Below are 23,892 nucleotides of genomic sequence, written 5' to 3' on the forward strand. Positions count from 1 at the left end.
GCGCCCCGATTCCGACGTTTCGCGCCGACCCCGTTCCTTCTTCGCCCGACGCTCGCTATAGTTATAGGGAAGCGTTTTCATAAAGGAGGAAGTCCGGTGTCCAAACTGACGTACACGGATGTAGCCCATTCGGATTCGTTCCGCAGGCTGCTTCGCAAGAAGAAACAGTTTCTGCTTCCCATGAGCGTTTTCTTCCTGGCCTTCTACTTCACGCTCCCGCTCCTGACCGCCTTCTCGACCGTGCTCAACGAGCCGGCCGTCGGTCCCGTCTCCTGGGCGTGGCTGCTCGCCAGCGCGCAGTTCATCATGACGTGGGCGCTCTGCATCATCTACACCCGCAGGGCCGCCCGCTTCGATGAGATGGTCGAAGCCATCAAGGCCGAGGTCGCCGAGCGCGGCCAAGCCCCGGACAAGAAAGGACGGAAGACGTCATGAACACCGCGTTCCTGCTGTTCCTGCTGATCGTGCTCGGCACGCTCGTCATCACCTACTACGCCTCCAAAAAAACGAAGACCGCCAATGAATTCTACACCGCCGGAGGCGGACTGACCGGCTGGCAGAACGGGCTCGCGATCGCGGGCGACTACATGTCCGCGGCCTCGTTCCTCGGCATCGCCGGCATGATCGCGCTGTTCGGCTTCGACGGCTTCTTCTACAGCATCGGCTTCCTCGTCGCCTATCTCGTCGTGCTGTACCTGGTCGCCGAGCCGCTGCGCAACCTCGGCCGCTACACAATGGCCGACATGATCGCCGCGCGCTTCAACCAGGCGAAGATCCGCGGCGTCGCCGCGCTCAACTCGATCGTCATCTCGATCTTCTACATGATCGCGCAGCTCGTCGGCGCGGGCGGCCTGATCGCCCTGCTCATCCCGAGCCTCGACTATACGACGAGCGTGCTCATTGTGGGCGTGCTCATGACCGTCTACGTCGTCTTCGGCGGCATGACGGCGACGAGCTGGGTGCAGATCATCAAGTGCGTGCTGCTCATGGCCGGCACGCTCATCATCTCGCTCATCGTATTCGCCAAGTTCGACTTCAACGTCGGCCATATGTTCACCGAGATGAAGACGGCCACCGGCCTCGGTGAGGCGTTCCTCAATCCGGGCAACAAGTTCACGAACGGGCTCGACACGATCTCGCTCAACCTGGCGCTTGTGCTCGGCACCGCCGGCCTGCCGCATATCCTGATCCGCTTCTTCACGGTCAAGGACGCGCCGACCGCGCGCAAGTCCGTCGTCGTCGCGACCTGGATCATCGGCGTCTTCTACGTCATGACGCTGTTCCTCGGCTTCGGCGCAGCCGCCTTCGTCGGCGAGGCCGCGATCGTCGAGGCCAACGCCGCCGGCAACATGGCCGCGCCGCTGCTCGCCAAGGTGCTCGGAGGCGAGTTCCTGTTCGCCTTTGTCTCCGCTGTCGCCTTCGCCACGATCCTCGCGGTCGTCGCGGGACTCGTCCTGTCAGCCGCCTCGGCCTTCTCGCATGACTTCTACAACCATATCCTGCGCAAAGGCAAGGCCAAGGAGAAGGAGCAGGTGCGCATGGCCAAGTACGCCTCCGTCGGCGTCGCCATCGTCTCGATCCTCCTGGCGCTGTTCGCGCAGAAGCTGAACGTCGCCTTCCTCGTCTCGCTGGCGTTCGCCGTCGCGGCAAGCGCGAACCTGCCGGTCATCCTGTTCACCGTGTTCTGGAAGCGGTTCAACACCGCCGGCGCGGTCACCGGCATGCTGACCGGCCTTATCTCGGCCCTGTTCCTCGTCATGATCAGCCCGAACGTCTGGAATCCGGTCGCGGGCAAGGCGATCCTCGTCGGCACGCCGCTCATCGACCTGACCAACCCGGGCATCATCTCGATCCCGCTCGGCTTCCTCGGCGCCTTCCTCGGCACGTACTTCTCGTCCCGGACGGACGAGGCCAAGTTCGACGAGGTGCTCGTCAAGGCCAACACCGGCATCGCGGAGCTGCCGACGTCGAACTGACTGCCGCAGCCGCAGGGAGCGCGCGCATAATTTTCCGCATCCGATCCACCCTAGGAGAGAGCTTACATTGACTCCGGGGAGTGTTGGACATGGCAAAGGAAAAGCGGCCGCAAGCCGCGCGAAGGGCGGCGCTGAAGGCGCTGCTGGCGGCGTCGGCTGCGCTGGCGGCGAGCTGCGGCACGCAGGCGGAGCGGCCGTACGACGAGGCGCGCATGAAGATGCAGCAGGTCTCGCAGCAGCTGGAAGCGGGCACGATCGTCGTCGGAAAGACGCGCGTCACCGGCGTGCCGATGGCGACGGGCGCGGATGGCCAAGTATGGCTGCCGATCGAGCATGCCGCGCGGGCGCTCAACATGCAGGTGCGCGAGCTGCGCGACGGCTACGCGATCGGCGATACCGACGCGGCCTATCGGCTGCGGCTTGGCGACCGCAACGCGATGAGCGGCGGCCGCGTCGTGCAGCTGCCGTCCGCGCCGCAGTCGATCGGCGGCAAGTCGAGCGTGTCGGCGGAATCGCTGACGGCGCTGCTCGAGACGCCGGTGCGCTGGAACGCGCAGTCGCGCGAGCTCCGGTTCACGCCGATCCAGGACAGCGCCAAGAGCAGCACGCAGCGCGGCATCTCGATGCAGATGAGCGAAACGTCGCGGCCGCAGACGATCGGCGGCAGATACGGCACGCTGTCGGCCGCCGATGCGGACAAGCTGCTGTCGCTCGCGCGCCGCTTCCTCGGCACACCGTACGATTTCGGCAGCGGCACGTACGAGAGCACGAAGCGCTTCGACTGCTCGTCGTTCACCCAGTATGTGTTCGAGAAGGTCGGCGTATCCTTGCCGCGCACGTCGAGGGAGCAGGGACAGCTGGGAAGGAGCGTATCCCAAAGCGATCTTCAGCCGGGCGATCTGCTCTTCTTCTACACGCCGGGCCGCTTCGACAGCAACAAGGTCGTCGGCCATGTCAGCATCTTCGCGGGCAACGGCAAGATGATCCACACCTACGGCGATCCGGGCGTCGTCATCGACGAGTTCAACGACTATTGGAAAGGCCGCTTCCTTTTCGCGAAGCGGGTGCTTTAAGCAGGACCTTGAAAGGAGGGGCTGTCCACGGGCGTCGACGCGACGACCTCGGACGGCTCCTTTTTCCAAATTAGCATCGCTGCGCGGAGCAGCCGCGGCTAAGGTTGACAACCGCTGCAATTTCTATTATCTTTAATTTAAGATATTTGAATTAAAGAAGAAACGAAAGTGGGATGCCGTCATGAAGGACGAAATGGATCGGGAGCTGAACGAAACGACAGGGGGACCCGGCGCGCCAGAAGCGACGGGCGCAGACGCGGCGCCTGGCTCAGCGGATGCCGCTGCGGACCGGGAGCTTTCGCTCAAGGTGTTCGTCGTCCTCTCCAAGGCGTACCGCTCCGTGATGGATCCGGCGATTCGCGACATGAAGGGCTACGGCTTGTCGCCTTCCGAGTTCACCGTGCTGGAGGTCCTCTACAATAAAGGACGCATCCCGCTGCAGCAGATCGGCGAGAAGATCCTCGTCACGAGCGGCAGCGTCACCTACAACATCGACAAGCTCGAGAAGAAAGGGCTGCTGCGGCGCATCCCGTCTCCGGATGACCGCCGCGTGACGTTCGCAGAGCTGACGGACGAGGGACGGCAGCTGTTCGATTCGATCTTTCCCTCCCACGCGGAGCATATCCACCGGCTGACCGGCGCGCTCGACACGGAGGAGAAGCGGCAGTTGTCCGAGCTGCTCAAGAAGCTCGGCAAAGGGGCGGAGGCCGGGTAGGAGCGGAAGGGGCGGGCGCAGACGCGCATTCCTGCCCGCCGCGCCGCGCGCATTGCATAATTCGCCGCTTCAGGTCTAATACTTTAACTTTAAGATAATAGGGAGGCATCATTCATGAAGCCTGTGACGAAAGGCATCCACCACATCACCGCGTTCGCGACCGACCCGCAGGGCATCGTCGACTTCTATGCCGGCGTGCTCGGGCTGCGGATGGTCAAAAAGACGATCAACTTCGACGCGCCGGAAGTATACCATCTGTACTTCGGCGACGAGGGCGGCTCGCCGGGCACGATCCTGACGTTCTTCCCGCATCCGGGCTCGCGCAAGGGCCGGATCGGCGGCGGCCAGGTCGGCATCACGACGCTCAGCGTCCCGGTCGGCGCGCTGCCGTACTGGGAGGAGCGGCTGGCCGGCTTCGGCGTCGAGGCGCGGCGGACCGAGCGCTTCGGCGAGACGTTCCTGCAGTTCGCGGACCGCGAAGGCATGCGGCTGGAAATCGTCGAGCGCGAGGAAGGCCCGCTGAATACATGGGGCTTCGCGGACATTCCGGCGGATCGCGCGATCAAGGGCTTCGGCGGCGCCGTGCTCTACAGCACGGACAGCGCAGGCACCCGGCGCACGCTCGTCGGCACGCTCGGCCTGACGCCGGACGGCGAGCAGGACGGCTATGCCCGCTTCCGCGGCGAAGGCGAGCTCGGCAACGTCATCGACGTGCCGGTCGGAGACATGGACTGGGGCAATGGCGGCGCGGGCACGGTCCACCACATCGCCTGGCGCGCCAAGGATTTCGACGAGCATGAGGAGTGGCGCAAAGCCGCGGCGGCAGCGGGCTTCCAGCCGACTCCGGTCATCGACCGCCAGTATTTCAACGCCGTGTACTTCCGCGAGAGCGGGGGCATCCTGTTCGAGATCGCGACGGATCCTCCCGGCTTCGCGGTCGACGAGCCGGCCGAGGAGATGGGCGCCAAGCTGATGCTGCCGTCCTGGTACGAGCCGCATCGCCAGCAGATCGAGGACGGCTTGCTGCCGATCGAGGTCCGCAAGCTGAAGGAGGGACAACAATGAGCCTGGACATGATCCACGTTTACCAAGAAGGCAAAAACCCGGCGGCTCCGACGCTCGTGCTGCTGCATGGCACGGGCGGCAACGAGCATGATCTGCTCGGCCTCGGCGCGATGATCTCGCCCGATTCGGCGCTGCTGTCCGTTCGGGGCAAGGTGCTCGAGAACGGCATGCCCCGCTTTTTCCGCCGGCTGGCGGAAGGCGTCTTCGACGAGGAGGATCTCGTGCTGCGCACCGGCGAGCTCCATGCGTTCCTGGATGCGGCGGCGGCCGAATACGGCCTCGACCGGAGCAATATGGTCGCGGTCGGCTACTCCAACGGCGCGAACATCGCGGCGAGCCTGATCTTTCATGAGCAGGAGTCGTTCCGCGGCGCGGCGCTGCATCACCCGATGGTGCCCCGGCGCGGCCTGCAGCTGCCGGCGCTCGGCGGCATGCCGGTATTCATCGGAGCGGGAGCGAACGACCGCATCTGCCCGCCGCATGAGACGGAGGAGCTGACGGAGCTGCTGCGCGGAGCGGGCGCCGAGGTCGAGGTGCATTGGGAAAACTACGGCCACCAGCTGACGGGCACGGAAGCCCGGGCGGCGGCGGAATGGTTCAAGCGGACGTTCGGCCAGGCGGGACAGAACTGAGCGGAGGAGGAAACGACAATGGCGGCAAACGGACTTAAAGGCATCCACCACGTCTCGGCCATGACGGCCCGAGCGGCGAACAACTACGATTTCTACACGCAGGTCATGGGCATGCGGCTCGTCAAGAAGACGGTCAACCAGGACGACACGAGCATGTACCATCTGTTCTACGGCGATGAAAAGGGCAATCCCGGCACGGAGCTGACCTTCTTCGAGCTCCCGATGATGGGGCGCAACCGGGACGGCGTCTCCAGCATCTCGACGACGTCGCTGCGCATCCCGACCGACGCCTCGATCGGCTGGTGGATCGACCGCTTCGACCGGCTCGGCGTCGAGCATGACGAGCCGCAGGAGCGCGACGGGAAGCTGACGCTCGACTTTCGCGATCCGGAAGGGCAGCGCATGCGGCTGGTCTCCGACGAGCGCAACGTCGGCGTGCCGGCCGGCGTCGCCTGGGAAGGCGGCCCGGTGCCGCCGGAGCACGGCGTGCTCGGGCTCGGCCCGGTGCGGCTCACCGTGGCGGATGCGGAGCCGACGCTGCGGGTGCTGACGGAGCTGATGGGCTTCCGCCGCAAAAGCGCCTACCCGGCCGATGTGCCGGGACAGCCGGACATCGTCGTCGTCGAAGTCGCCGAGGGCGGCAGCGGCGCCGAGGTGCATGTCGAGGAGCGCCACGACCTCGACCGCGAGCGGCTCGGCCGCGGCGGCGTGCACCATGTCGCGTTCCGCGTCGAGGACGAAGAGGCGCTGCGCGAGTGGGTGGAGCGCATCGGGCAGGCGGGCTTCGGCAACTCGGGCTATGTGGACCGGTATTACTTCCGGTCGCTGTACTTCCGCGAGCCCAGCGGCATCCTGTTCGAGCTGGCGACCGACGGTCCCGGCTTCGACACCGACGAGCCGCTGGACAGCCTCGGCGAGGCGCTGGCGCTGCCCCCGTTCCTCGAGCCGAAGCGCGAGGCGATCGAGGCGAGGCTGAAGCCGCTGTCGACGGCGAAGGGCTGAAGAGTCGGGAATGAAAAAGAAGCGCCTTCCGAGGAAGGCGCTTTTTTTGTTGCTGCCTGTCGGGCTGGTTCTACCGTCAACCCGTGTACTCCCTGCCGCTATCTATGTATTCTTTTACAAAGAGCAAAGCGTCTCGCAAAGTTCTGACCGTCCAGTTTTCTCTCCGTTTCCTTCGATCAGCGGGATCATAGTGATGATGATGAGGTTCGGTCTCAGTTCGGTATTCCTCAGGTGTCCCGGGCGCGTCATGCGGCTCGTTTCCCCAGGAAGAGATATGAGTGGCCTGAATGCCGCCTTTAGGCAGGATGCGTTTCCATTGATAGTCATATTTTTCTACGCAGCCCTGATCGTCGTATTTTTCATAAGCCCTCAGTCCGGTAATTCCATGAATGGGATGTTCCTTTAAGGGAAAAACGACTTCGAGCCGTTTACGGTCCATCCTAAAATCGGCATAGATGGACTCTCTGTCCTGAAATCTTTCATACGTTTGAAAAAGATCATGGAACTCTTCAAGAAGCTCCGGAATATCTGCAGGGAATAGGAGCGAGGGAGCATTCGTTTTCCTCACTTGCCCCCTCCTGTGTCTTTTAAAATTTCAGTTATTTCTTCCGTTAGATCCTTCCATCGGTAATAGTCGGTCGGATCATCCATTTCATCTCCGTCATATTCAGCAAAAGCTTCGTGAACCGTTGCCGCCCCATAACGAATTTGGTACTCCGCAATTTCTTTGTAAATTTCTCCCAATCGTTCGGCAGGCTTTTGATGAAGGCGCTTTTTCTTTTGTCCGATCAATTGCATGAGAACGCCATAAACAGGATCCTTCAGCAACTCCACGGCATGTTTAGGGATTTTATTTTGAGATCCGTTATCCAAACATTCCAGTCCCTGTTTGATGTACTTGTGCAGCGTGACGGTCGATATGCCAAGCGCTTCTGCTGCTTCAGATGGCTTCATCAAGTAGCTTTTCTGGTAGGAGAACTCGATGAAATCGCCGCCCAGTTCGTAATACCAAAGTTCAAAGTCGATCTTCAGTTTGCCGAAATCCATGTCGGAAGCAGGCAGATCCAACTGGTACAGGCGATCCAGCCACTTGAACAATTTATTTTTATGGGTGGAGGAGAATAAATGACTTGTCGAAAACGAAAACGGCTTGATGGAAATGCCAACTAGCTGTTCAGGAAACAACGTGGATAAGCTGGCAAGCAGTTTCGTGAAAACATAATCCGTTTCTTTTTCCAACAGAACTGGATTTTGTTCATGATAGGCCATTTCAATTTGTTCTTGAGCATAATCAAAGACAGCCTTGCTCATATGCATCAGCTCCTTCATCTCCTTCCATTTTACTTCATCTGTTTGTGATTTTTCAATATCCATAATAAACGTTATATGCAAAACGACAACTTAAAATACCTCCAAAAAAATCCCCTCGAATCGAAACGATCGAGGCGAAGCTGAAGCCGCTGCCAACAGCGAAGGGCTGAAGGGTCGGGAATGAAAAAGAAGCGTCTTCCTCGGAAGGCGCTTCGTTTTTAATTGATGCTGATGAAGGAAGGGATGTGAAAAGGTTGAATCCGCTTATTACGGGAGTTTTATTTCGAGCATACAGTCTTTGAATCGTACTCTGGCAGCTCGTCAGATTCAAGCTTTTGTCCATGATCCTCCAAAAGAGTACAGGAGTTCAAACGACTTTATAAATCAAATTCAAATGCAATAAGCATTGAAGCATATGGAATCCTAGCGGAATAGCCTTTGAATAGTCTTGAACGAGTGGGGAAACTCGCGCTTTAAGGAGTTTTTAACGAAAACGTTCATCCCGACAGGGTAGAGTCGTCCGTTTCCGCTCGGCGGCGCATCGCGGATGGCGCCGTCATCTTCCGCTCTACGCTTCGAGCGAGCTTGATCGCGCCTTGATCGATGTGCTTCATGTAAAAATGCGACAGGATGAACAAGGGCGGCATAGAAGCCGCGAACGTAATCGCATAGGCGATGTTGTAGCCGAAGTGGGCCATCGCCTTGCTGAACATGTACGCGGAAAACGTCGTCAGGACCGTGAAATGGACGAGGTAGAGCGAAAAGGACACTTTTCCTAAATAAGCGAACGGTCTCCAGGCCAATAGAAGCTGCAGCAGCTTCAGCCGCTGCAGGGCAAACAGGATCATGGCCGCGCCTGCGGTGCGAGCGAGCAGCCGGGAATCCAGGTCGAGCTGAATCCACCCATTGATCAAGGCGGTCGTGGCCGCAATCGGCTCGTACATCGTTCCCTTCAGTGGGATGTAAGGCGCTGAACCGAGATAGATTCCTGCGGCCAGCACGAGAAGGGTCGACCTCGTCCGGCGGATCCATCTGCCACGGAGCAGATCGGCCAGCAGCATTCCCCACAGAAAAGCGACGAAGTAAGTCTGGATGAACGCGAGGGACAGCACCACATAGACGATCCATCTCCTTTTCGCCCGTCCAAACAGGGCGATGAAGCCGAAAATGAGGAATGAGCCCAGCAGCTCGTAGCTCATCGTCCACAGGACGGGATTGTAGGGGTGGCTTTCAAAGCGGAAAAACGGATCAAAGACCGCTGCTTTGATGACGGTGTAAAGATGCTGGTCCAGAGCATAGTAGTCCTTTTTCATGTCCGTCCCAGTCGCTTCCCATATGTCCTTCAGATGAAAAGCATGCGTCATCAAGCCGAGGTAGACAAGGCCTACGGACGCCGCAGCCGGCACGGCAAGACGGAGGTAACGGCGGACGGCACTGGATTGCAGCGATTGGAGAAAAGCTTCCGGATCAAGCTGTCGCTTGAAAAAGCGCACGCTGAGCACGTATCCGCTGAGCACGAAAAACAAGCATACGGCGAATTGGCCGTTGTAAAACAGGTTGAGCGGAGTCTGTCCGTACCCGACATCCCACTGCGAATGGGCCTGCTGCGGATTGCCGCTGAGCGCAGCGGGATAGAATACCTGCATGTAGTGCGAAATCACGACGGCAAAGGCCGCCAGTCCGCGCAAGCCATCCAAATAGACGAGCTTGTTGTCTAAAGAAACATCGTTCATGGCGTTCGTTGTCCACCCGGAATGTTTTACCTTACCTTAACACCCGTATTATGGATTTTAAACCCAAATGAGGAAATGCTAATGAATCTTTGTGTGAAACTCTACGGCTTCACGCCGCCGAACACGGCGAGATCGAACCACTTGAACCAGCAGTCGGCGTGGGCGAAGCCGATCCTCTGCAGCGTCTCGCCCTGCTCGAACGCCGGCTCCAGCCGGTTGTCGGCTTTGTCCCGCGCCGAACGGAATGCCCCCGCGCACTTCCTGCAAATCATGCTCCGTTACCTGATCCAGCTTCCAGGACGTGTCCGCCATGCCGCTACTCCGCCGCGGAGGCGGATGGCGCCGCTGCCGCCGCGTCCCCGGTCACAGCGGCGCCTGCCGCTTGCTCCGACGATGCCCCCGCTGCCTACTCCGCTGCCGCCTGCCCCGACGTTGAAACTGCCGCCGCGTGCTCTGCGACTTGCCCCGTTGCCGCCTGCTCCGAGCCCTCGTTCGCCGCCGCTTGCTCCGCCGTCGTCCCGGCCCCCTCGTCCAGCAGCGCCGCGTTGACCGCGTTCAGGAACGCGCCTGCGCTCGCCTTGATGATGTCGGTGTCCATCGCCCGGCCGGAGTAGGAGCGGCCGCCGACCGCGAGCCGGATGTTGACGCGTCCGATCGCTTCCTTGCCGCGCGACAGGCTGCTGATCTTGTAGTCCTTCAGCTCCGCGTCGATGCCGACGAGCTGGCGCAGCACCGTATACAGCGCGTCGATCGGGCCGTCGCCGACGGCACTGCCCTTCACCGCCTCGCCGCCCTTGCGCAGCTGCACGGTCGCGGTCGGGTACAGGTCGTTCGTGATGACCTGGAACGAATCGAGCTCGTACAGCTCCTTGCCGCCGCTGCGGGACGCGCCGGACCGGCTGGAGGCGAGGTAATAGACGTCATGGTCGTACACCTCCTTCTTGGTGTCGGCCAGCTCCAGGAACTGCGCGAAAAGCGCCTCGAACTCGGCCCCGTCCGAGGTGTCGAAGCCCATTTTTTCCACCGCATGCTTGAACGCATGCCGGCCGGAGCGGGCGGTCAGCACGAGCTCCATGCTGTCCGCGCCGACGTCCTCGGGCGACATGATCTCGTACACGTTCTTGTCCTTGAGCAGGCCGTCCTGGTGGATGCCGGAGGAGTGGGCAAAGGCGTTCTCCCCGGTGATCGCCTTGTTGACCTGCACGTCGAGGCCGGTCAGATGGGTGAGCAGGCGCGAGCTGCGGATCAGCTCCTTCGTGTTGATGTTCGTCTGCGCCCGGTAGAAGCTCTCCCGCACCTTCAGCCCCATGACGACCTCCTCCAGCGAGGTGTTGCCGGCGCGCTCGCCGAGTCCGTTGATCGTCACCTCGACCTTGTCGGCGCCGCCGCGGATCGCGCTCAGCGTGTTGGCCGTCGCCAGGCCGAGGTCGTTGTGGCAATGCACGCTCAGCACGACGCGATCGTCGAGGTTTTTGAGCCGCTCGTTGATGCGGCGGATCAGGTCGCCGAACTCCTCCGGCACGGCGAAGCCGACCGTATCCGGCACGTTGATCATCGTCGCGCCGGCCTTCACGACCGCCTCAATCGTCGCCCACAGGTACTCGAATTCCGAGCGCGAGGCGTCCTCGGTCGAATACTGCACGGCAGGCAGCAGCGTCTTGGCGTAGCGCACGGCGTCGACGCCCATCTGCAGCACGGCTTCCTTGGAGCGGCTGAACTTCTTCTCGACATGGATGTTCGACGTGCCGAGCACGATATGGATGAGCGGGTCCTGCGCGAGCTTGATGCTCTCGTAGACGGCGTCGATGTCGCTCTTGACGGCGCGTCCGAGCGCGGTGATCGAGACGGAGTCGCCGACGCTGCGCGCGATCGCCTGCACCGCCTCGAAGTCGCCCTGCGACGAAGCGGGGAAGCCCGCCTCGATGATGTCGACGCCGAGCCGCTTCAGCTGCTGGGCCATCTCGATCTTTTGCGGCATGTTGAGCTTCGCTCCCGGCACCTGTTCTCCGTCGCGCAGCGTCGTGTCCAGTACGATGATGTTGCGGTTCATCCTCGTCATCTCCTTAGGGTTCGGTTGGGTGGAAAGGCCGTGTATGTGAAGCGGGGCCGGAAGGACCCGGAATCCTTCCGGCAGCATGCGTCCAAGGCTTCCGTCCTGACGGACGAGCCGGCGCTATTCTCGCGCCTCGCGGCGGTGAGTGGCGGGGCTCAGGAGCCCCGCCACTCACCGCCGGAACGCAAAAAGCCCCGCCTCTACGCATAGAGGCGGGGCATAACCCGCGGTACCACTCTAATTCATGCCTGAACGCAGGCATGATCTTTTTCGATGGCCATCACCATCTATCCCTGTAACGGTGGAATTCCGGCTGGCCCTACGTTGTCAGGCAGCAGTTCATAGAGGAGTTCGGACGGAGCGCTCCTGCCGCCTCGCACCACCCGGCGGCTCTCTGAAAGGTCGATTCCATCCTACTGGTTCTAATCATGACTTTTGAAGGTATGAAGCAAAGCTTGAATTAGGGAAGAGTATAGGCCATCGGTTCGAAGGTTGTCAAGCAGGGGGGAAAGAGGCGGCTCCCGCCAGGCGGAGAAGTGCGGAGAAGTGCGGAGAAGTGCGGAGAAGTGCGGAGAAGTGCGGAGAAGAGACAGCTCTGGCCTAGGCCGGACCGAGGCGCGGATTTGGCGGAATGCCTCCAGCCAAGCCGCCCGGCTAGGCGGCCGTCAGTCGGCGCGCTCCAAGGTTCGGTCATAGTTGTCCCGGGCCTGCACCACCTCGCCGTGATGAGCCGAAGCCCACCGCTTCAGCTCGCGCAGCGGTCCGATCAGCGACTGGCCGAGCGGCGTCAGCTCGCGATGGACAAGGCCGTCCCTCTCCAGCTGGCGCAGCGTCTGGGTCTGCATTTTTTTGGAGATGCCCTCGATGCGCCGCCCCATCTCGCCGAAGCGCACGGGGCCGTCTTCCAGCGCGTACAGGATCAGCGCGCTCCATTTGCTCGAGACGATGTCCAGGAACTTGGTGTAGTCGCAGCGGTCGGGCGAGATGTCGGGCTTTCGCTTGGCGGCCAGCCCGGATGTTTCGGCATTGCTCATCGATCCAACGCCTCCCAGGTCACATTGGGGTAACCCGTGCACGACAAAGTGCCTTCTACCCCGAGTATAGCCGATCTGCTAGCATGAAGGCCATACCCGAGAACGCAACTCGGGAATAGGAGGCGTTCCGCCGGCGGCTGGACGGAGAGAGGAAGCGTGAGCAGGATGACGATGAAGGCGCTGCAGCTGCAAGGGAAGCTTGGGATGGAGGGAGTGAGCCTGGCGAGCCGGTCGATTCCGGAGCCGGGGCCAGGGGAAGCGCTGGTTCGCATCCGGGCCGTGTCGCTCAATGCGCGGGATGCCGGATTCATCGAGGGGGTATACGGCTGGGATCTGGCGCAGCCGCTCGTGCTCGGCTCCGACGCTGTCGGGGAGATCATGCGGCTCGGACCCGGAACGAGCCGGTTCGCGGTCGGCGAGCGGGTCAGCGGCATCTTTTTCCAGGAGTGGATCTCCGGCGAGGTGACGGTGGAAAGCCGGGCCAGCTCGCTCGGAGGCCCGCTGGACGGAGTGTTCTCGGAATACCGGGTATTCCCGGAGCAATCGCTCGTCGCCGTGCCGGCGTATCTGAGCGATGCCGAGGCGGCCGCTCTCCCGTGCGCGGCGGTGACCGCCAGGCAGGCGATCGTGGAGGAGGGGCGGGTGAAGGCTGGCGATACCGTCGTCGTGCAGGGCACGGGCGGCGTGGCCGTGTTCGCGCTGCAGCTCGCCAAGCTGCAAGGCGCGCGCGTCATCGTGCTGTCGAGCCGCGAGGACAAGCTGCAGCGGGCGCGGGAGCTGGGAGCCGACGAGGGCATCAACTACCGGGAGCACCCGGAGTGGGAACGCGAGGTGCTGCGCCTGACCGGCGGACGCGGAGCGGACCATGTGCTGGACGTCGGCGGCGCGGACACGCTGAACCGTTCGGTGGAGTCGCTGCGCCAAGGCGGACGCATCAGCCTCGTCGGACTGCTGTCGGGCGGCGCGGTCGAGGGCTTCCGCATCGTGCCGGCGATCCAGCACCGGGCGCGCCTGCAAGCGGTCAGCGTCGGCAGCCGGGACATGTTCGAGGCGATGATCCGCGCGCTGGAGCAGCATCGCCTGCGGCCGGCCATCGACCGCGTCTACCCGCTGGAGCGGTATGAGGAGGCTTTCGCGCGGCTCACGGCAGGCGAGCATGTCGGCAAGATCGTGCTGGAGCAGCATCGCCTGCGGCCGCTGCCGTCGACCGCAGCCTCTGAGGCAGACAAGGCTGCGAAAAAAGCAACTAAAAAGCTTCTGCGAAGAAAAATTGCTCTACCTTAAATGGATAGTTTGTGCTAGCCTCCCATTTCATTAGCGAAGACAAAAAAGTTGTCTTAATAAATGTCGAAAAATGTAGGAAAACCGATGATATAGCCTCTAAGTCACAAAGTCTACCGAGACTAACTTACCATTTTAAGAAATATACGTTTACAAGAAAAGGGTTATATTATAATATTTATTTATTCGGTGCTTAAAAATTAAAAACCCGAAATAACATGAATTAAAAATGGAGGTATTTGTTTGAAGAAAAAAACATTAACAATTTCCTTATCACTACTCCTTGCATTAAGTATTAATTTTAGTGGACAGACTGCCAGTGCCAATTCAAAGGGTTTTAAATATCAGCTTACTCCTGAGAATAAAATTGAATGGTCCAAATTAAAAACGAAAAGAGAGATGGTTGAGGCCTCTAAAATTTCAAGCACAGAGTTAAATAATATGTCAACTGAAGACCTTATTAAAGCTGTACTAGACTATCCTTTACTTGATTCTACAATTTATCTTTTTAATTCATATGAGCAAGGTCTAAAAGTTTTGGAAAATGAATCTAGTGCTTTTAAGGCTCTACTCGAAAGAAATGATGCTGGTGAAAAACTTTTAGAAGCACTTAATAAAAACTTGGAATTAAAACAAGGGGAATCATTGGATCAATTATCAATAGCAATTCTTTTGAGTGATAAAACTATATGGGGTAAGGTCAGTAATAAACTTGATGCTCAAGAAAAAATGGATAAGTATCTTAGTTCTGAATCAGATGCATCTACTAGGGTAGCGTATACATCAGCAACAGTTCAAACTCCTAAAGGATCTATTGTTCCTGTTATAATAAGAGGTGAGGAGCTAACACTTATTCAAAAATCTGATTTGAATCAATCGGTACAACAGCAATATCCAAATGCTACCTATAGTTCTACATCAACAACTAATTTTAACTGTCACTCTTATGCATGGTACTCTAATAGTACTGGAAATACGTATTGGATGAATGACCCCAGTAAATATATGTCAGATGGAAGTTATTCAAGTTTCTCAAACTTAATTAATGCAGGTATAAACACTAGGGTCTTTTATAATAATGGTGACCACTCTGGAATTGTGTATGAAGCAGCTGGGCCAATAGCAAGTGCTACTTCGTTAAAAATAATTTCAAAATGGGGACAAGGCCCTGTAATGAAACATACAGCAGGATATTCTCCTTATGACTCTAGTACTTTAACAATTTGGAAAAAGAATTAATTTATAAAGCTCAGTATATTTATACTGAGCTTTATAAATTTGTGGAGGTTGTATTAGTATATGATTAGGAAAATGATTATAACTCTTTTATTGTTTGGTATTTCTATAGTTACTTATGGATGTGAAGAGAAAACCTTGGACAGTCAAGTTAAAGGTACTATTGTTATAAAAAACAATGAAAATATATTAAGATATTTATCTAGTAATACAAAGAGTTTTGATTATGAAAATATATATTCTTTAAAGGAATTAATGAAACAGGATAAAGAGAATATACCTTATATTAAAATAGGAGAGATGATTACAATTGAATTTAAAGAAGAGAACCCTGATTCGCTCATTTTATTTGATGATATTCTAAATCAAGACGGGACATTAAAATATAGAGGGTCCCAAAAAACCATCGAATTACAGAAAAAAGGCGAATTATATAGGATTCCAATATTGGAACATTTCGCAACAAACTTAAGCTCAAATATAAGCGATTATAACCAAGGTTCTACGTTTAGAGGATTTAGAGTAATTGGAAAATGGGGGGGAGAACAAAGAGAGATTGCTTTTGTTATTAGAACAGATCCCAAATAAGGATGCTAAAATAGACAAAGCAGGCGGTAGCCTGCTTTGTCTTTAATTGATTTTATTGTTTTTGTTCATAGTCTCTAGGTTTGACTTTCCCCCGGCAATCGCCTCCTGCAGCGCGGCGAGCACGCCGTCGAGATGGGCGGTCAGCCGCCGCTCGGCGAGCGAGGCGTCGCCGCGCTCGATCGCGTCCAGGATGCCCGCGTGCTCGTCGAGCAGCCGCTCGGCCGTGCCCGGCTCGCGGTAGAAGCGCAGCTCCCGCGTCTGCCGGATCGTCGCCTCGAAGCGGTCCGCGAGCGACTCCATCATGCCGGCGAGCAGCGGGTTGCCGGCCGAGCCGGCGATCGCCATGTGGAACGCGGTGTCCGCGCGCTCCCCGGCGGCCGTGTCGCCGAGCTCCAGCGCCTGGCGCATCTGCGCGAACGCCTCGCGCAGCCGCGCCAGCTCCGGCTCGCCGCGGCGCAAGGCGGCAAGCCGCACCGCGCCGGCCTCGAGCGCGCGCCGCACCTCGAGCAGCTCGGCGAGCGAGCCGGCGCTCTCGAACAGCATGTCCGCGCCGTGGCGGGGATCGCTCGGCAGCACCGCCTTGACGAACGTGCCGCCGCCATGGCGCACGTCGAGCCAGCCGGTCGCCTTGAGCGCGCTCGTCGCCTCGCGGATCGTGGAGCGGCCGACGCCGTACTGCTCGGCCAGCTCGACGACCGACGGCAGACGCTGCCCCGGCTGCCAGGCGCCGCTCTGGATCTGCTCCAGCATATGGCCCGCGACGAGCTCGTGGTTTTTGGCGGATGTGATCTTCATGCAGCCTCGCCCTCCGGATTCCTCAGAGCGTTTTTGCAAACGCTCCCTAGTCAATGCCAGCATTATAGCATATAATGAGCGACATAAGTCATCTGATGACCTGATGAATAGATCGGGTTGCATAGGAGGAGCGAACATGCTGGAACAATCGCTGCTGGAGCGGCTGCAGGCCATCGTCGGGGAGAAGCATGCGCGTGACGACATGGAGGCGCGGGTCGCCCATTCGTACGACGGGACGCCGATGCTGCAGAGCTTGCCGGACGGGGTCGTGTACCCGGAGACGACGGAGCAGGTGTCGGAGATCATGAAGCTGCTGACGAAGCATCGGGTGCCGGTCGTGACGCGCGGCTCGGGCTCGAACCTGTGCGGGGGGACGGTGCCTTTGCAGGGCGGCGTCGTGCTGGTCATGCATCGCATGAACCGCATCCTCGAGGTCGATCTGGACAATCTGACGGCGACGGTGCAGCCGGGACTCATCACGCAGGCGTTCACCGACCATGTCGAGTCGCTCGGGCTGTTCTATCCGCCGGATCCGAGCAGCATGAAGATCTCGACGATCGGGGGCAACATCAGCGAGAACTCCGGCGGCCTGCGCGGGCTGAAGTACGGCACGACCAAGGACTATGTGCTCGGGCTCGAAGCGGTGCTGGCGAGCGGCGAGATCATCCGCACCGGCGGCAAGCTGGTGAAGGACGTCGCCGGCTACGACCTGACCAAGCTGCTCGTCGGCTCGGAGGGGACGCTGGCGATCGTGACGGAAGCGACGCTGAAGCTCGTGCCGCCGCCGGCGGCGAAAAAGACGATGCTCGCGATGTACCGCGACCTGCAGGGAGCGGCCCGCACCGTCTCGCGCATCATCGAGAGCCGGATCATTCCCGCTACGCTGGAAATTCTCGACAACCCGACGATCCGGGTCGTCGACGATTTCGCCAAGCTCGGGCTGCCGCGCGACATGGAGGCGATCCTGCTGATCGAGCAGGACGGCGAGCCGGAGGTCGTCGAGCGCGACATGGAGGCGATCCGCGCGGTCTGCCTTGCCGAGCGGGCCGACCGCGTCGAGGTCGCCGAGACGCGCGAGCACGCGGAGCGTCTGATCGCGGCGCGGCGCAGCGCCTTCACGGCGCTCGCCCGCCTGCGGCCGACGACGATCCTCGAGGATGCGACCGTGCCGCGCTCGCGCATCGCGGACATGGTGCGGCGCATCGGCGAGATCGCGGCCAAGCATGGGGTGAACATCGCGACGTTCGGCCATGCCGGCGACGGCAACCTGCATCCGACGGCGACGACCGACGCGCGCGACGCGGAGGAGGTGCACCGGGTCGAGGAGGCGTTTGCGGAAATTTTTGAAGCGGCGATCTCGATGGGCGGCACGATCACCGGCGAGCACGGCGTCGGCGTCGTGAAGGCGCCGTACCTGGAGTGGAAGGTCGGCGAGAGCGGCATGGCGGTGATGGAGGCCATCAAGGCCGCGTTCGACCCGCTTGGCCTGCTCAACCCCGGCAAGATGTTCGCCAAGGACCGGCGCAAAAGGGTGGTGATCCAGCATGGCTGACCGCATGAGCCTGAAGGAGCGGCTGAAGCCGCGGCGGGCGGCGGCGCTCTCGCTCGGCCTGGGATGGACGTCCGCGCCGGCCGGGCTGGCCGCGCTCGCGCAGGAGCTGCCGGCCGAGCGCCGGCCTTCGGCGTCGGCCTGGATGGCGTCGGCAGGGGGCTCGGCAGCGGACGCCGGCGGCGTCCTGCACGCGGCGCTGCCGGGCACCGGCACGGCGGCGGGCGCTTCGACGGAAGCGGCACCGCACGGCTTGCCAGGCGCGACTCATCCCGGTTCCGGACCGTCGCACGGCTCCGGCTCCGGCTTCGGCAAGCCGCAGATCGAGCATGCCAATCCGCTGGCCCGCACGCTGCTCGCCAAGCTGGATTACGACCAGCTGACGAACTGCATGCGCTGCGGCTTTTGCCTGCCGGCTTGCCCGACGTTCCGCGAGACCGGCATCGAGCCGGAGTCGCCGCGCGGCCGGATCGCGCTCATGAAGGCCGTCGCCGACGGCCTGATGGACCCGGACGAGAGCTTCCGCGCGCAGATGAACCACTGTCTCGGCTGCCGCGCCTGCGAGCCGGCCTGCCCGGCGGACGTGAAGTACGGCCAGCTGATCGAGCAGGCGCGCGACGCGCTGGAGGACCACTCCGACCATAATGTTCCTGTCAAAGGCGTCCGCGCGGCGCTGTTCCGCGGCGTCTTTCCGAAGCGAGGCAGCCTGCGGGCGCTCGGCGGCGCGCTCGCCCTGTACCAGAAGTCGGGGCTGCGCCGCGTCGCGCGCGGCGCCGGCATCATGAAGCTGTTCCCCGCGCCGATCCGCGAGATGGAGGAGATCCTGCCGGATGCCTCTTCACGCGGGGTGATCGAGCGGATCGGCACGTACTTGCCGGCCCAAGGCGAATCGCTCGGGCGGGTGGCGCTGTTCCGCGGCTGCATCATGGATGTGCTGTTCGCCGGCACGAACGTGAATACGGCGGAGCTGCTGGCACAGGCGGGCTATGACGTCGTCATCCCGCGCGAGCAGGCCTGCTGCGGAGCGCTCCATGCGCACAGCGGCGAGCTGGATCAGGCGCGCGGGCTCGCCCGGCGCAATCTGGAGGCGTTCCGCGACGGCGGCATCGAGTGGATCGTCTCCAATGCGGGCGGCTGCGGGGCGCAGCTCGTCGAGTACGGGCATCTGCTGCAGGACGATCCGGATTATGCGGAGCTGGCGCAGGCTTTCGCGGTGCGCGTCGTCGACGTCAGCCGGCTGCTCGTCGCCAGCGGCCGCCTGCCGCTGGAAGGCGCGCTGCAGGCGGCAGGCGAGGCCGCCGCTGCGGCGTGGTCGAACTCGGCCTGCGGCGGCGGATGCTCTTCCGCCCTCGGCACGGACCCGGCTGCCGCTGGCGAGACGGGCCCGCCGGTGCGGGTCACGTACCAGGATTCCTGCCATTTGCGCAACGGCATGAAAGGCTCGTCCGAGCCTCGCCAGCTCATCCGCCAGACCGGCGGCGTCGAGTTCGTGGAGATGCGGGAGTCCGACCGCTGCTGCGGCTCGGCGGGCATCTACAACGTGCTGCAGCCGGAGATGGCCGGGCAGCTGCTGGAGCACAAGATGGAGCATGCCGGCGCGACCGGCGCGAGCTACCTGTTGACGAGCAACCCCGGCTGCCTGCTGCAGATGAAGCTCGGCGTGCACAAGCACGGCGATCCGGCGACGATGAAGGTCATGCATGTGGTCGACTTCCTGCATGAGCGGGTCGCGGCCGGAAAGAGCTGAGACGCTGGCTGAAGCGAAAAGAAGCCCGATCCGGTTTCCTGGATCGGGTTCTTTGCCGTCTCTGCGGCTGGTTGATCCCATTAAAAGTAAATGTTATTTACAAATGGCAATTAGAGGAGGTAGAATCTGGATGGCTGCAGGAATGGAGGACGCGAGCTCGCTTCCTTGTATGCCTTGAAGCCTTCGCTGGACGGTGGCGGGAGCGAGCTGCCGGCTTCATTCTGGACGGCCTTCTCTGCGAAGGCGGACGAGCTGCTCGGTCAGGTCCGCCGGGGCGAGCTTGAAGTCGGGCCGTTCCTGGATCGGCTGCAATTTTGGGCAAGGGAGAACGTGAGCGTCCATCGGACCTAGCGACAGGCCAGATGCCAGGCTGAGCCAGCCGCCCCTTGACGCCCTCGGGCTTCATGGAGTATCGTAATGCCTAATCAATCCAGCAACAGCGACGACCAAGGCCACCCCGCTCCACCATTCGCCCGCCCAGAAAGGAAGCTCCCGGCTGAGAGGCTTCCCGTGCGAAGGATCGGATTCCCACCTTGCGAGCTGCAGCCCGTCCTGCCCTGTCCCATGGCGGCGGCGAGCTGCCGGCAGCGGCCGTTATCCGCAAGAGGGCTGGCGCTGCCGATGAGGCGGCCGACAGCTGAACCAGGGTGGTACCGCGACGCATTCGTCCCTAGACGAGTGCGTCGCTTTTTGTTTTTTTAAGCATCCGATCGTCCGGCTAGGCAATGTGTCGCTCCGTCCGCACTGGCAGCGCCAGGGAGTCTAAAGTGCCTTGGTTCGCGTCAATCCGGCGCACCGGCTCGACGAGGGAGTCGAGAGTACCTTGGTTCGCGAAGATCCGGCGCATCGGCTCGATGAGGGAGTCGAGAGTGCCTTGGTTCACGGAGATCCGGCGCACCGGCTCAATAAGGGAGTCGAGAGTGCCTTGGCGTGATGAGACATTGGTTAGTCCGACGATCAGTGCCGTGCTAGCGGGTCGAGCGAGGGATAAGAACGGACCTCGTTTCCAGAATAAAGCGAGAGCGTCTTGGCCCCGCGCAGGAGGTTCGAATCGACGGCTCGGACGAATTCCTTCGATGTCTGGCTGCCCATGCATTGCATTTTTATCCATCCCATCCCATAGGAGTGTGAATCCCATGCGTCAAAGCCGAATGCTGCTCCCGACTCTGCGCGAAGCCCCCGGCGACGCGGAAGCGTCCAGCCATGCGCTCATGCAGCGCGCCGGCATGATCCGCCAGCTCGCCGCCGGCGTCTACTCGTACCTGCCGCTCGGGCGGCGCGTGCTGGGCAAGATCGAGCGGATCATCCGCGAGGAAATGGACCGCGCCGGCGCTCAGGAAACGCTGCTGCCCGCGCTGCAGCCGGCCGAGCTGTGGCGGCAGTCCGGCCGCTACGATGTGTACGGCCCCGAGCTGATGCGGCTGTGCGACCGTCACGACCGCGAGTTCGCGCTCGGGCCGACCCACGAGGAGGTCGTGACCGCCCTCGTCGGAGCGGAAGTGTCCAGCTACCGCAAGCTGCCGCTCGCGCTGTACCAGATCCAGACGAAGTTCCGCGACGAGCGCCGCCCCCGCTACGGCCTGCTGCGCGGACGGGAGTTCCTGATGAAGGATGCGTATTCCTTCGACGCGGACCGCGAAGGGCTGGACCGCGCCTACGGCGCGATGCTCGCGGCATACCACCGGATCTTCAGCCGGCTCGGCCTGCGCTACCGCGCCGTCGAGGCGGATGCCGGAGCGATCGGCGGCGACGGGGGCACGCATGAGTTCATGGCGCTGGCGGACATCGGCGAGGATACGATCGTCTCCTGCAGCCGCTGCGAGTACGCCGCCAACCTGGAAAAGGCCGAGGCGCGGCCGGCCGCCCCCACCGCCGCTTCCTCCCTGACAAAGGGCCTCCCGGCTGCCGCGGCCGCCCCGTCCCACGGAGCGGAGCCCTCGACGCCCGCCGCAGACGACTTCTCCGCAACGGACCCGCCATCTGCCGCGGCCGCTCCCATCGCCGCCGCCGCGGCGCCGGAGCGCGCAGCGACGCCGGATGCCCGGACGATCGCGGAAGTATCCGCTTATCTGGACGTGCCGCCGGCCGGCATCCTCAAGACGCTGCTGTTCGTCGTCGGCGGCACGCCCGTCGCCGTCGTCGTTCGCGGAGACCATGAGATCAACGAGCTCAAGGTGCTGCAGCGGCTGCGGGAGGATGGGCTCGCTCGCGAGGAGGACGCGCTCGAGCTGGCGGATGCCGAGACGGTGCTGCGCGCGACCGGCGCCAAGCCGGGCTTCGCCGGGCCGGTCGGCCTCGACGTGCCGCTGCTCGTCGATCGGGACGTGGCCGCGCTCGCTTCGGCGGTCGCCGGAGCTGGCGAGGAAGGCTTCCATCTGCTTGGAGTCGTCCCGGGACGGGACTTTCCGCTGGAGCGGACGGGCTCTTTCCGCAACGCGGCCGAGGGCGACGGCTGCCCCCGCTGCGAGGAAGGCCGCCTGACGCTCAGCCGGGGCATCGAGCTCGGCCATGTGTTCAAGCTCGGCACGAAGTACAGCGAGAAGCTCGGCGCGCTCTACCTGGACAAGGCGGGCAAGGAGCGGCCGATCGTCATGGGCTGCTACGGCATCGGCGTCTCGCGCGCGCTCGCCGCTGCGGCGGAGCAGTCGCAGGACGGGCATGGCCTCGTTTGGCCGGATGCGCTCGCTCCTTTTCATGTACATGTGATGGCGGTGTCCGCGAAGGACGAGGCTCAGCAGGCGCTCGCCGAGCGCCTCTACGATCAGCTCTCCGCCGCCGGCGTGGAGACGCTGCTGGACGACCGGGACGAGCGCCCCGGCGTGAAGTTCAAGGACGCCGATCTGATCGGCATCCCCGTGCGCCTCGTCGTCGGCCGCGATGCCGTGAACGGCGCAGTCGAATACGTCGAGAGAAGCGGCCTCGGCAAGGAGGCCGTGTCCGCCGAGGAGGCGGTCCGGCGCGTGCTTGAGCGCTTCCGGCCGAGCTGAGCGTTGCTCCAAAGCCCATCCGCCATGCGGCGAATGGGCTTTTTAAATGCAGGCGGGCATCAACGATGCAGCTGTGCCGGCGGTTCAGGGAATCAGCACGATCTTCCCGCTGTGCAGCCGGCTTTCGAGCAGGCGGTGGGCTTCGGCGCCGTCTTTCAAAGGAAACCGGCGGATGTCCGCCAGCCGCAGCCGCCCGTCGCGGATCCACTGGAACAGCTCGCCCGAGCGGGCGACGCGCTCCTCCGCCGTCGTGACGTGGTTCCACAGGTCGCCGCCGGTCAGCGTCTTGGACGTGTCCATGAGCATGCGCGGATCGACAGGCTCCGGATCTCCTCCGGCCATGCCGTAAAAGACGACCGTTCCCCGCGTCCGCACCGCGGCGAAGCTGCTCGGGAGCGTCGAGCCGACGGAGTCGTAGGCGACCGACACGCCTTGGCCGTCCCGGCTCCACCGGCGCGCCTCGCCGGCCCAGTCCGGGCCGTACAGCAGCGCTTCGTCCGCGCCTGCCCGCAGGGCGGCCTCGCGCTTGGCCGCGGAGGACGTCAGGCCGAGCACGCGCGCGCCTTTGGCCGCCGCCATCTGCACGAGCAGCTGGCCGACGCCGCCGGCAGCGGCATGGACGAGCACGTCGTCGCCGGCCGAGACCGCATAGCTGTCCTGCACGAGATAGTGGGCGGTCAGCCCTTGCAGCAGCAAGGCCGCCGCCTGCTCGCAGGAGATGTCGTCCGGGAGCGGAATGATCCGGTCGACCGGCGCCTTGACCAGCTCGGCGTTGGCGTGGGGGACATCGGCGAACGCGACGCGATCGCCCGGCCGCAGCGCGCCGGCACCTTTTCCCGTCTGCTCGATGACTCCCGCTCCCTCGTAGCCGAGGATGTAGGGCGGCTGTCCGGCCAGATGGTAGTTGCCGCTGCGGCGATAGATGTCCGCGAAGTTCAGGCCGATCGCCTCCAAGCGGACGAGCACCTCTCCCTCCCCGATGACAGGATCGGCCAGCTCCTCGTATCGGAGCGTCTCCGGTCCTCCGAAGGCGTGAAAAACCAATGCTTTCATTCGTCGTCTCCCCTTCCTATGCGAATCTATATCCTTGGGCTGCGCGTTCTCTCCTTGTAGTA

The 23,892-nt window shown here is 61.6% G+C and carries 21 protein-coding genes and 1 other annotated feature; of the genes, 13 read left to right on the forward strand and 8 right to left on the reverse strand.

Annotation, left to right across the window (positions count from 1 at the left end; translation table 11 throughout):
• Positions 1–96: 96 nt before the first annotated feature.
• The 7 genes from NYE40_RS04035 to NYE40_RS04065 all read left to right on the forward strand — a co-directional run bounded on the left by NYE40_RS04035 (position 97) and on the right by NYE40_RS04065 (position 6,463).
• On the forward strand, positions 97–435 hold the full coding sequence (locus NYE40_RS04035) for a DUF485 domain-containing protein (protein ID WP_028600102.1): 339 nt from the start codon (positions 97–99) through the stop codon (positions 433–435).
• Positions 432–1,976 carry a cation acetate symporter gene (locus NYE40_RS04040; RefSeq protein WP_028600103.1) on the forward strand — a complete coding sequence of 515 codons (1,545 nt, stop codon included), beginning with the start codon at positions 432–434 and terminating at the stop codon, positions 1,974–1,976. Before NYE40_RS04035 ends, NYE40_RS04040 begins: the two co-directional genes overlap by 4 nt.
• A gap of 89 nt (positions 1,977–2,065) precedes the next feature.
• Positions 2,066–3,049: a C40 family peptidase gene (locus tag NYE40_RS04045; protein ID WP_101808532.1), complete on the forward strand. Its 984-nt coding sequence runs from the start codon at positions 2,066–2,068 to the stop codon at positions 3,047–3,049.
• A 181-nt stretch (positions 3,050–3,230) separates the two neighbouring features.
• The gene (locus NYE40_RS04050) at positions 3,231–3,764 is read left to right on the forward strand and encodes a MarR family transcriptional regulator (RefSeq protein ID WP_280522975.1); all 534 of its coding nucleotides are present in this window, start codon (positions 3,231–3,233) and stop codon (positions 3,762–3,764) included.
• Positions 3,765–3,878: 114 nt separating this feature from the next.
• The gene (locus NYE40_RS04055; RefSeq protein WP_028600104.1) at positions 3,879–4,829 is read left to right on the forward strand and encodes a VOC family protein; all 951 of its coding nucleotides are present in this window, start codon (positions 3,879–3,881) and stop codon (positions 4,827–4,829) included.
• Between the two features lie 8 nt (positions 4,830–4,837).
• The gene (locus tag NYE40_RS04060; RefSeq protein ID WP_180968524.1) at positions 4,838–5,461 is read left to right on the forward strand and encodes an alpha/beta hydrolase; all 624 of its coding nucleotides are present in this window, start codon (positions 4,838–4,840) and stop codon (positions 5,459–5,461) included.
• An 18-nt stretch (positions 5,462–5,479) separates the two neighbouring features.
• Positions 5,480–6,463 carry a ring-cleaving dioxygenase gene (locus NYE40_RS04065; protein WP_101808533.1) on the forward strand — a complete coding sequence of 328 codons (984 nt, stop codon included), beginning with the start codon at positions 5,480–5,482 and terminating at the stop codon, positions 6,461–6,463.
• 76 nt (positions 6,464–6,539) lie between these two features.
• Here NYE40_RS04065 and NYE40_RS04070 read toward each other — a convergent pair whose 3' ends face one another.
• From NYE40_RS04070 to NYE40_RS04095, 6 genes are all read right to left on the reverse strand, one after another.
• Positions 6,540–7,031, reverse strand: a complete 492-nt coding sequence (locus tag NYE40_RS04070) for a DUF6516 family protein (RefSeq protein ID WP_084137491.1) — start codon at positions 7,029–7,031, stop codon at positions 6,540–6,542.
• Positions 7,028–7,774, reverse strand: coding sequence for a hypothetical protein (locus NYE40_RS04075; RefSeq protein WP_043111710.1), 747 nt, complete (start codon positions 7,772–7,774; stop codon positions 7,028–7,030). Before NYE40_RS04075 ends, NYE40_RS04070 begins: the two co-directional genes overlap by 4 nt.
• Positions 7,775–8,271: 497 nt before the next feature.
• Positions 8,272–9,507: an acyltransferase gene (locus NYE40_RS04080; protein WP_339279308.1), complete on the reverse strand. Its 1,236-nt coding sequence runs from the start codon at positions 9,505–9,507 to the stop codon at positions 8,272–8,274.
• A gap of 101 nt (positions 9,508–9,608) precedes the next feature.
• Complete coding sequence (locus tag NYE40_RS04085) at positions 9,609–9,779, reverse strand: hypothetical protein (RefSeq protein ID WP_156876716.1); 171 nt, start codon at positions 9,777–9,779, stop codon at positions 9,609–9,611.
• A 134-nt stretch (positions 9,780–9,913) separates the two neighbouring features.
• Positions 9,914–11,557 carry a 2-isopropylmalate synthase gene (locus tag NYE40_RS04090; RefSeq protein ID WP_101808535.1) on the reverse strand — a complete coding sequence of 548 codons (1,644 nt, stop codon included), beginning with the start codon at positions 11,555–11,557 and terminating at the stop codon, positions 9,914–9,916.
• Positions 11,558–11,765: 208 nt separating this feature from the next.
• Positions 11,766–11,999: a binding site (T-box leader), on the reverse strand.
• Positions 12,000–12,225: 226 nt separating this feature from the next.
• Positions 12,226–12,594, reverse strand: a complete 369-nt coding sequence (locus tag NYE40_RS04095; protein WP_052333502.1) for a helix-turn-helix domain-containing protein — start codon at positions 12,592–12,594, stop codon at positions 12,226–12,228.
• A 165-nt stretch (positions 12,595–12,759) separates the two neighbouring features.
• Here NYE40_RS04095 and NYE40_RS04100 point away from each other — a divergent pair, with 165 nt between their 5' ends.
• From NYE40_RS04100 to NYE40_RS04110, 3 genes are all read left to right on the forward strand, one after another.
• Positions 12,760–13,878, forward strand: coding sequence for an NAD(P)-dependent alcohol dehydrogenase (locus NYE40_RS04100; RefSeq protein ID WP_228551803.1), 1,119 nt, complete (start codon positions 12,760–12,762; stop codon positions 13,876–13,878).
• A 240-nt stretch (positions 13,879–14,118) separates the two neighbouring features.
• Entirely contained in the window at positions 14,119–15,114 is a 996-nt protein-coding gene (locus NYE40_RS04105) for a hypothetical protein (protein ID WP_127464498.1), read from the forward strand.
• Positions 15,115–15,174: 60 nt separating this feature from the next.
• Positions 15,175–15,699 carry a hypothetical protein gene (locus tag NYE40_RS04110; protein ID WP_127464499.1) on the forward strand — a complete coding sequence of 175 codons (525 nt, stop codon included), beginning with the start codon at positions 15,175–15,177 and terminating at the stop codon, positions 15,697–15,699.
• A gap of 42 nt (positions 15,700–15,741) precedes the next feature.
• Here the strand turns inward: NYE40_RS04110 and NYE40_RS04115 are convergent, their stop codons facing one another.
• A complete protein-coding gene (locus tag NYE40_RS04115) occupies positions 15,742–16,494 on the reverse strand; it encodes a FadR/GntR family transcriptional regulator (protein WP_339279311.1) in 753 nt (250 codons plus the stop codon).
• Between the two features lie 136 nt (positions 16,495–16,630).
• Here NYE40_RS04115 and NYE40_RS04120 point away from each other — a divergent pair, with 136 nt between their 5' ends.
• The 3 genes from NYE40_RS04120 to NYE40_RS04130 all read left to right on the forward strand — a co-directional run bounded on the left by NYE40_RS04120 (position 16,631) and on the right by NYE40_RS04130 (position 22,777).
• Positions 16,631–18,046 carry an FAD-linked oxidase C-terminal domain-containing protein gene (locus tag NYE40_RS04120; RefSeq protein WP_339279313.1) on the forward strand — a complete coding sequence of 472 codons (1,416 nt, stop codon included), beginning with the start codon at positions 16,631–16,633 and terminating at the stop codon, positions 18,044–18,046.
• Positions 18,039–19,790: a (Fe-S)-binding protein gene (locus tag NYE40_RS04125; RefSeq protein ID WP_339279315.1), complete on the forward strand. Its 1,752-nt coding sequence runs from the start codon at positions 18,039–18,041 to the stop codon at positions 19,788–19,790. Before NYE40_RS04120 ends, NYE40_RS04125 begins: the two co-directional genes overlap by 8 nt.
• 1,136 nt (positions 19,791–20,926) lie before the next feature.
• Positions 20,927–22,777, forward strand: a complete 1,851-nt coding sequence (locus NYE40_RS04130; protein WP_028600113.1) for a proline--tRNA ligase — start codon at positions 20,927–20,929, stop codon at positions 22,775–22,777.
• 84 nt (positions 22,778–22,861) lie between these two features.
• On the opposite strand, the gene NYE40_RS04135 is transcribed toward NYE40_RS04130, so the two are convergent.
• Positions 22,862–23,830 carry a quinone oxidoreductase gene (locus NYE40_RS04135; RefSeq protein WP_028600114.1) on the reverse strand — a complete coding sequence of 323 codons (969 nt, stop codon included), beginning with the start codon at positions 23,828–23,830 and terminating at the stop codon, positions 22,862–22,864.
• Between the last annotated feature and the right edge of the window lie 62 nt (positions 23,831–23,892).

Origin of the sequence: Paenibacillus sp. FSL W8-1187 (genome assembly GCF_037965485.1) — a bacterium.
GTDB lineage: Bacteria > Bacillota > Bacilli > Paenibacillales > Paenibacillaceae > Paenibacillus_O > Paenibacillus_O pasadenensis.

Bases quoted from the DNA above. Each gene is read 5' to 3' on its own strand.
- NYE40_RS04040 (WP_028600103.1), top strand. From the start codon at position 432: ATGAACACCGCGTTCCTGCTGTTCCTGCTGATCGTGCTCGGCACGCTC.
- NYE40_RS04045 (WP_101808532.1), top strand. From the start codon at position 2,066: ATGGCAAAGGAAAAGCGGCCGCAAGCCGCGCGAAGGGCGGCGCTGAAG.
- NYE40_RS04050 (WP_280522975.1), top strand. From the start codon at position 3,231: ATGAAGGACGAAATGGATCGGGAGCTGAACGAAACGACAGGGGGACCC.
- NYE40_RS04055 (WP_028600104.1), top strand. From the start codon at position 3,879: ATGAAGCCTGTGACGAAAGGCATCCACCACATCACCGCGTTCGCGACC.
- NYE40_RS04060 (WP_180968524.1), top strand. From the start codon at position 4,838: ATGATCCACGTTTACCAAGAAGGCAAAAACCCGGCGGCTCCGACGCTC.
- NYE40_RS04065 (WP_101808533.1), top strand. From the start codon at position 5,480: ATGGCGGCAAACGGACTTAAAGGCATCCACCACGTCTCGGCCATGACG.
- NYE40_RS04075 (WP_043111710.1), bottom strand. From the start codon at position 7,774: ATGAGCAAGGCTGTCTTTGATTATGCTCAAGAACAAATTGAAATGGCC.
- NYE40_RS04080 (WP_339279308.1), bottom strand. From the start codon at position 9,507: ATGAACGATGTTTCTTTAGACAACAAGCTCGTCTATTTGGATGGCTTG.
- NYE40_RS04085 (WP_156876716.1), bottom strand. From the start codon at position 9,779: ATGATTTGCAGGAAGTGCGCGGGGGCATTCCGTTCGGCGCGGGACAAA.
- NYE40_RS04090 (WP_101808535.1), bottom strand. From the start codon at position 11,557: ATGAACCGCAACATCATCGTACTGGACACGACGCTGCGCGACGGAGAA.
- NYE40_RS04095 (WP_052333502.1), bottom strand. From the start codon at position 12,594: ATGAGCAATGCCGAAACATCCGGGCTGGCCGCCAAGCGAAAGCCCGAC.
- NYE40_RS04100 (WP_228551803.1), top strand. From the start codon at position 12,760: ATGACGATGAAGGCGCTGCAGCTGCAAGGGAAGCTTGGGATGGAGGGA.
- NYE40_RS04110 (WP_127464499.1), top strand. From the start codon at position 15,175: ATGATTAGGAAAATGATTATAACTCTTTTATTGTTTGGTATTTCTATA.
- NYE40_RS04115 (WP_339279311.1), bottom strand. From the start codon at position 16,494: ATGAAGATCACATCCGCCAAAAACCACGAGCTCGTCGCGGGCCATATG.
- NYE40_RS04120 (WP_339279313.1), top strand. From the start codon at position 16,631: ATGCTGGAACAATCGCTGCTGGAGCGGCTGCAGGCCATCGTCGGGGAG.
- NYE40_RS04125 (WP_339279315.1), top strand. From the start codon at position 18,039: ATGGCTGACCGCATGAGCCTGAAGGAGCGGCTGAAGCCGCGGCGGGCG.
- NYE40_RS04130 (WP_028600113.1), top strand. From the start codon at position 20,927: ATGCGTCAAAGCCGAATGCTGCTCCCGACTCTGCGCGAAGCCCCCGGC.
- NYE40_RS04135 (WP_028600114.1), bottom strand. From the start codon at position 23,830: ATGAAAGCATTGGTTTTTCACGCCTTCGGAGGACCGGAGACGCTCCGA.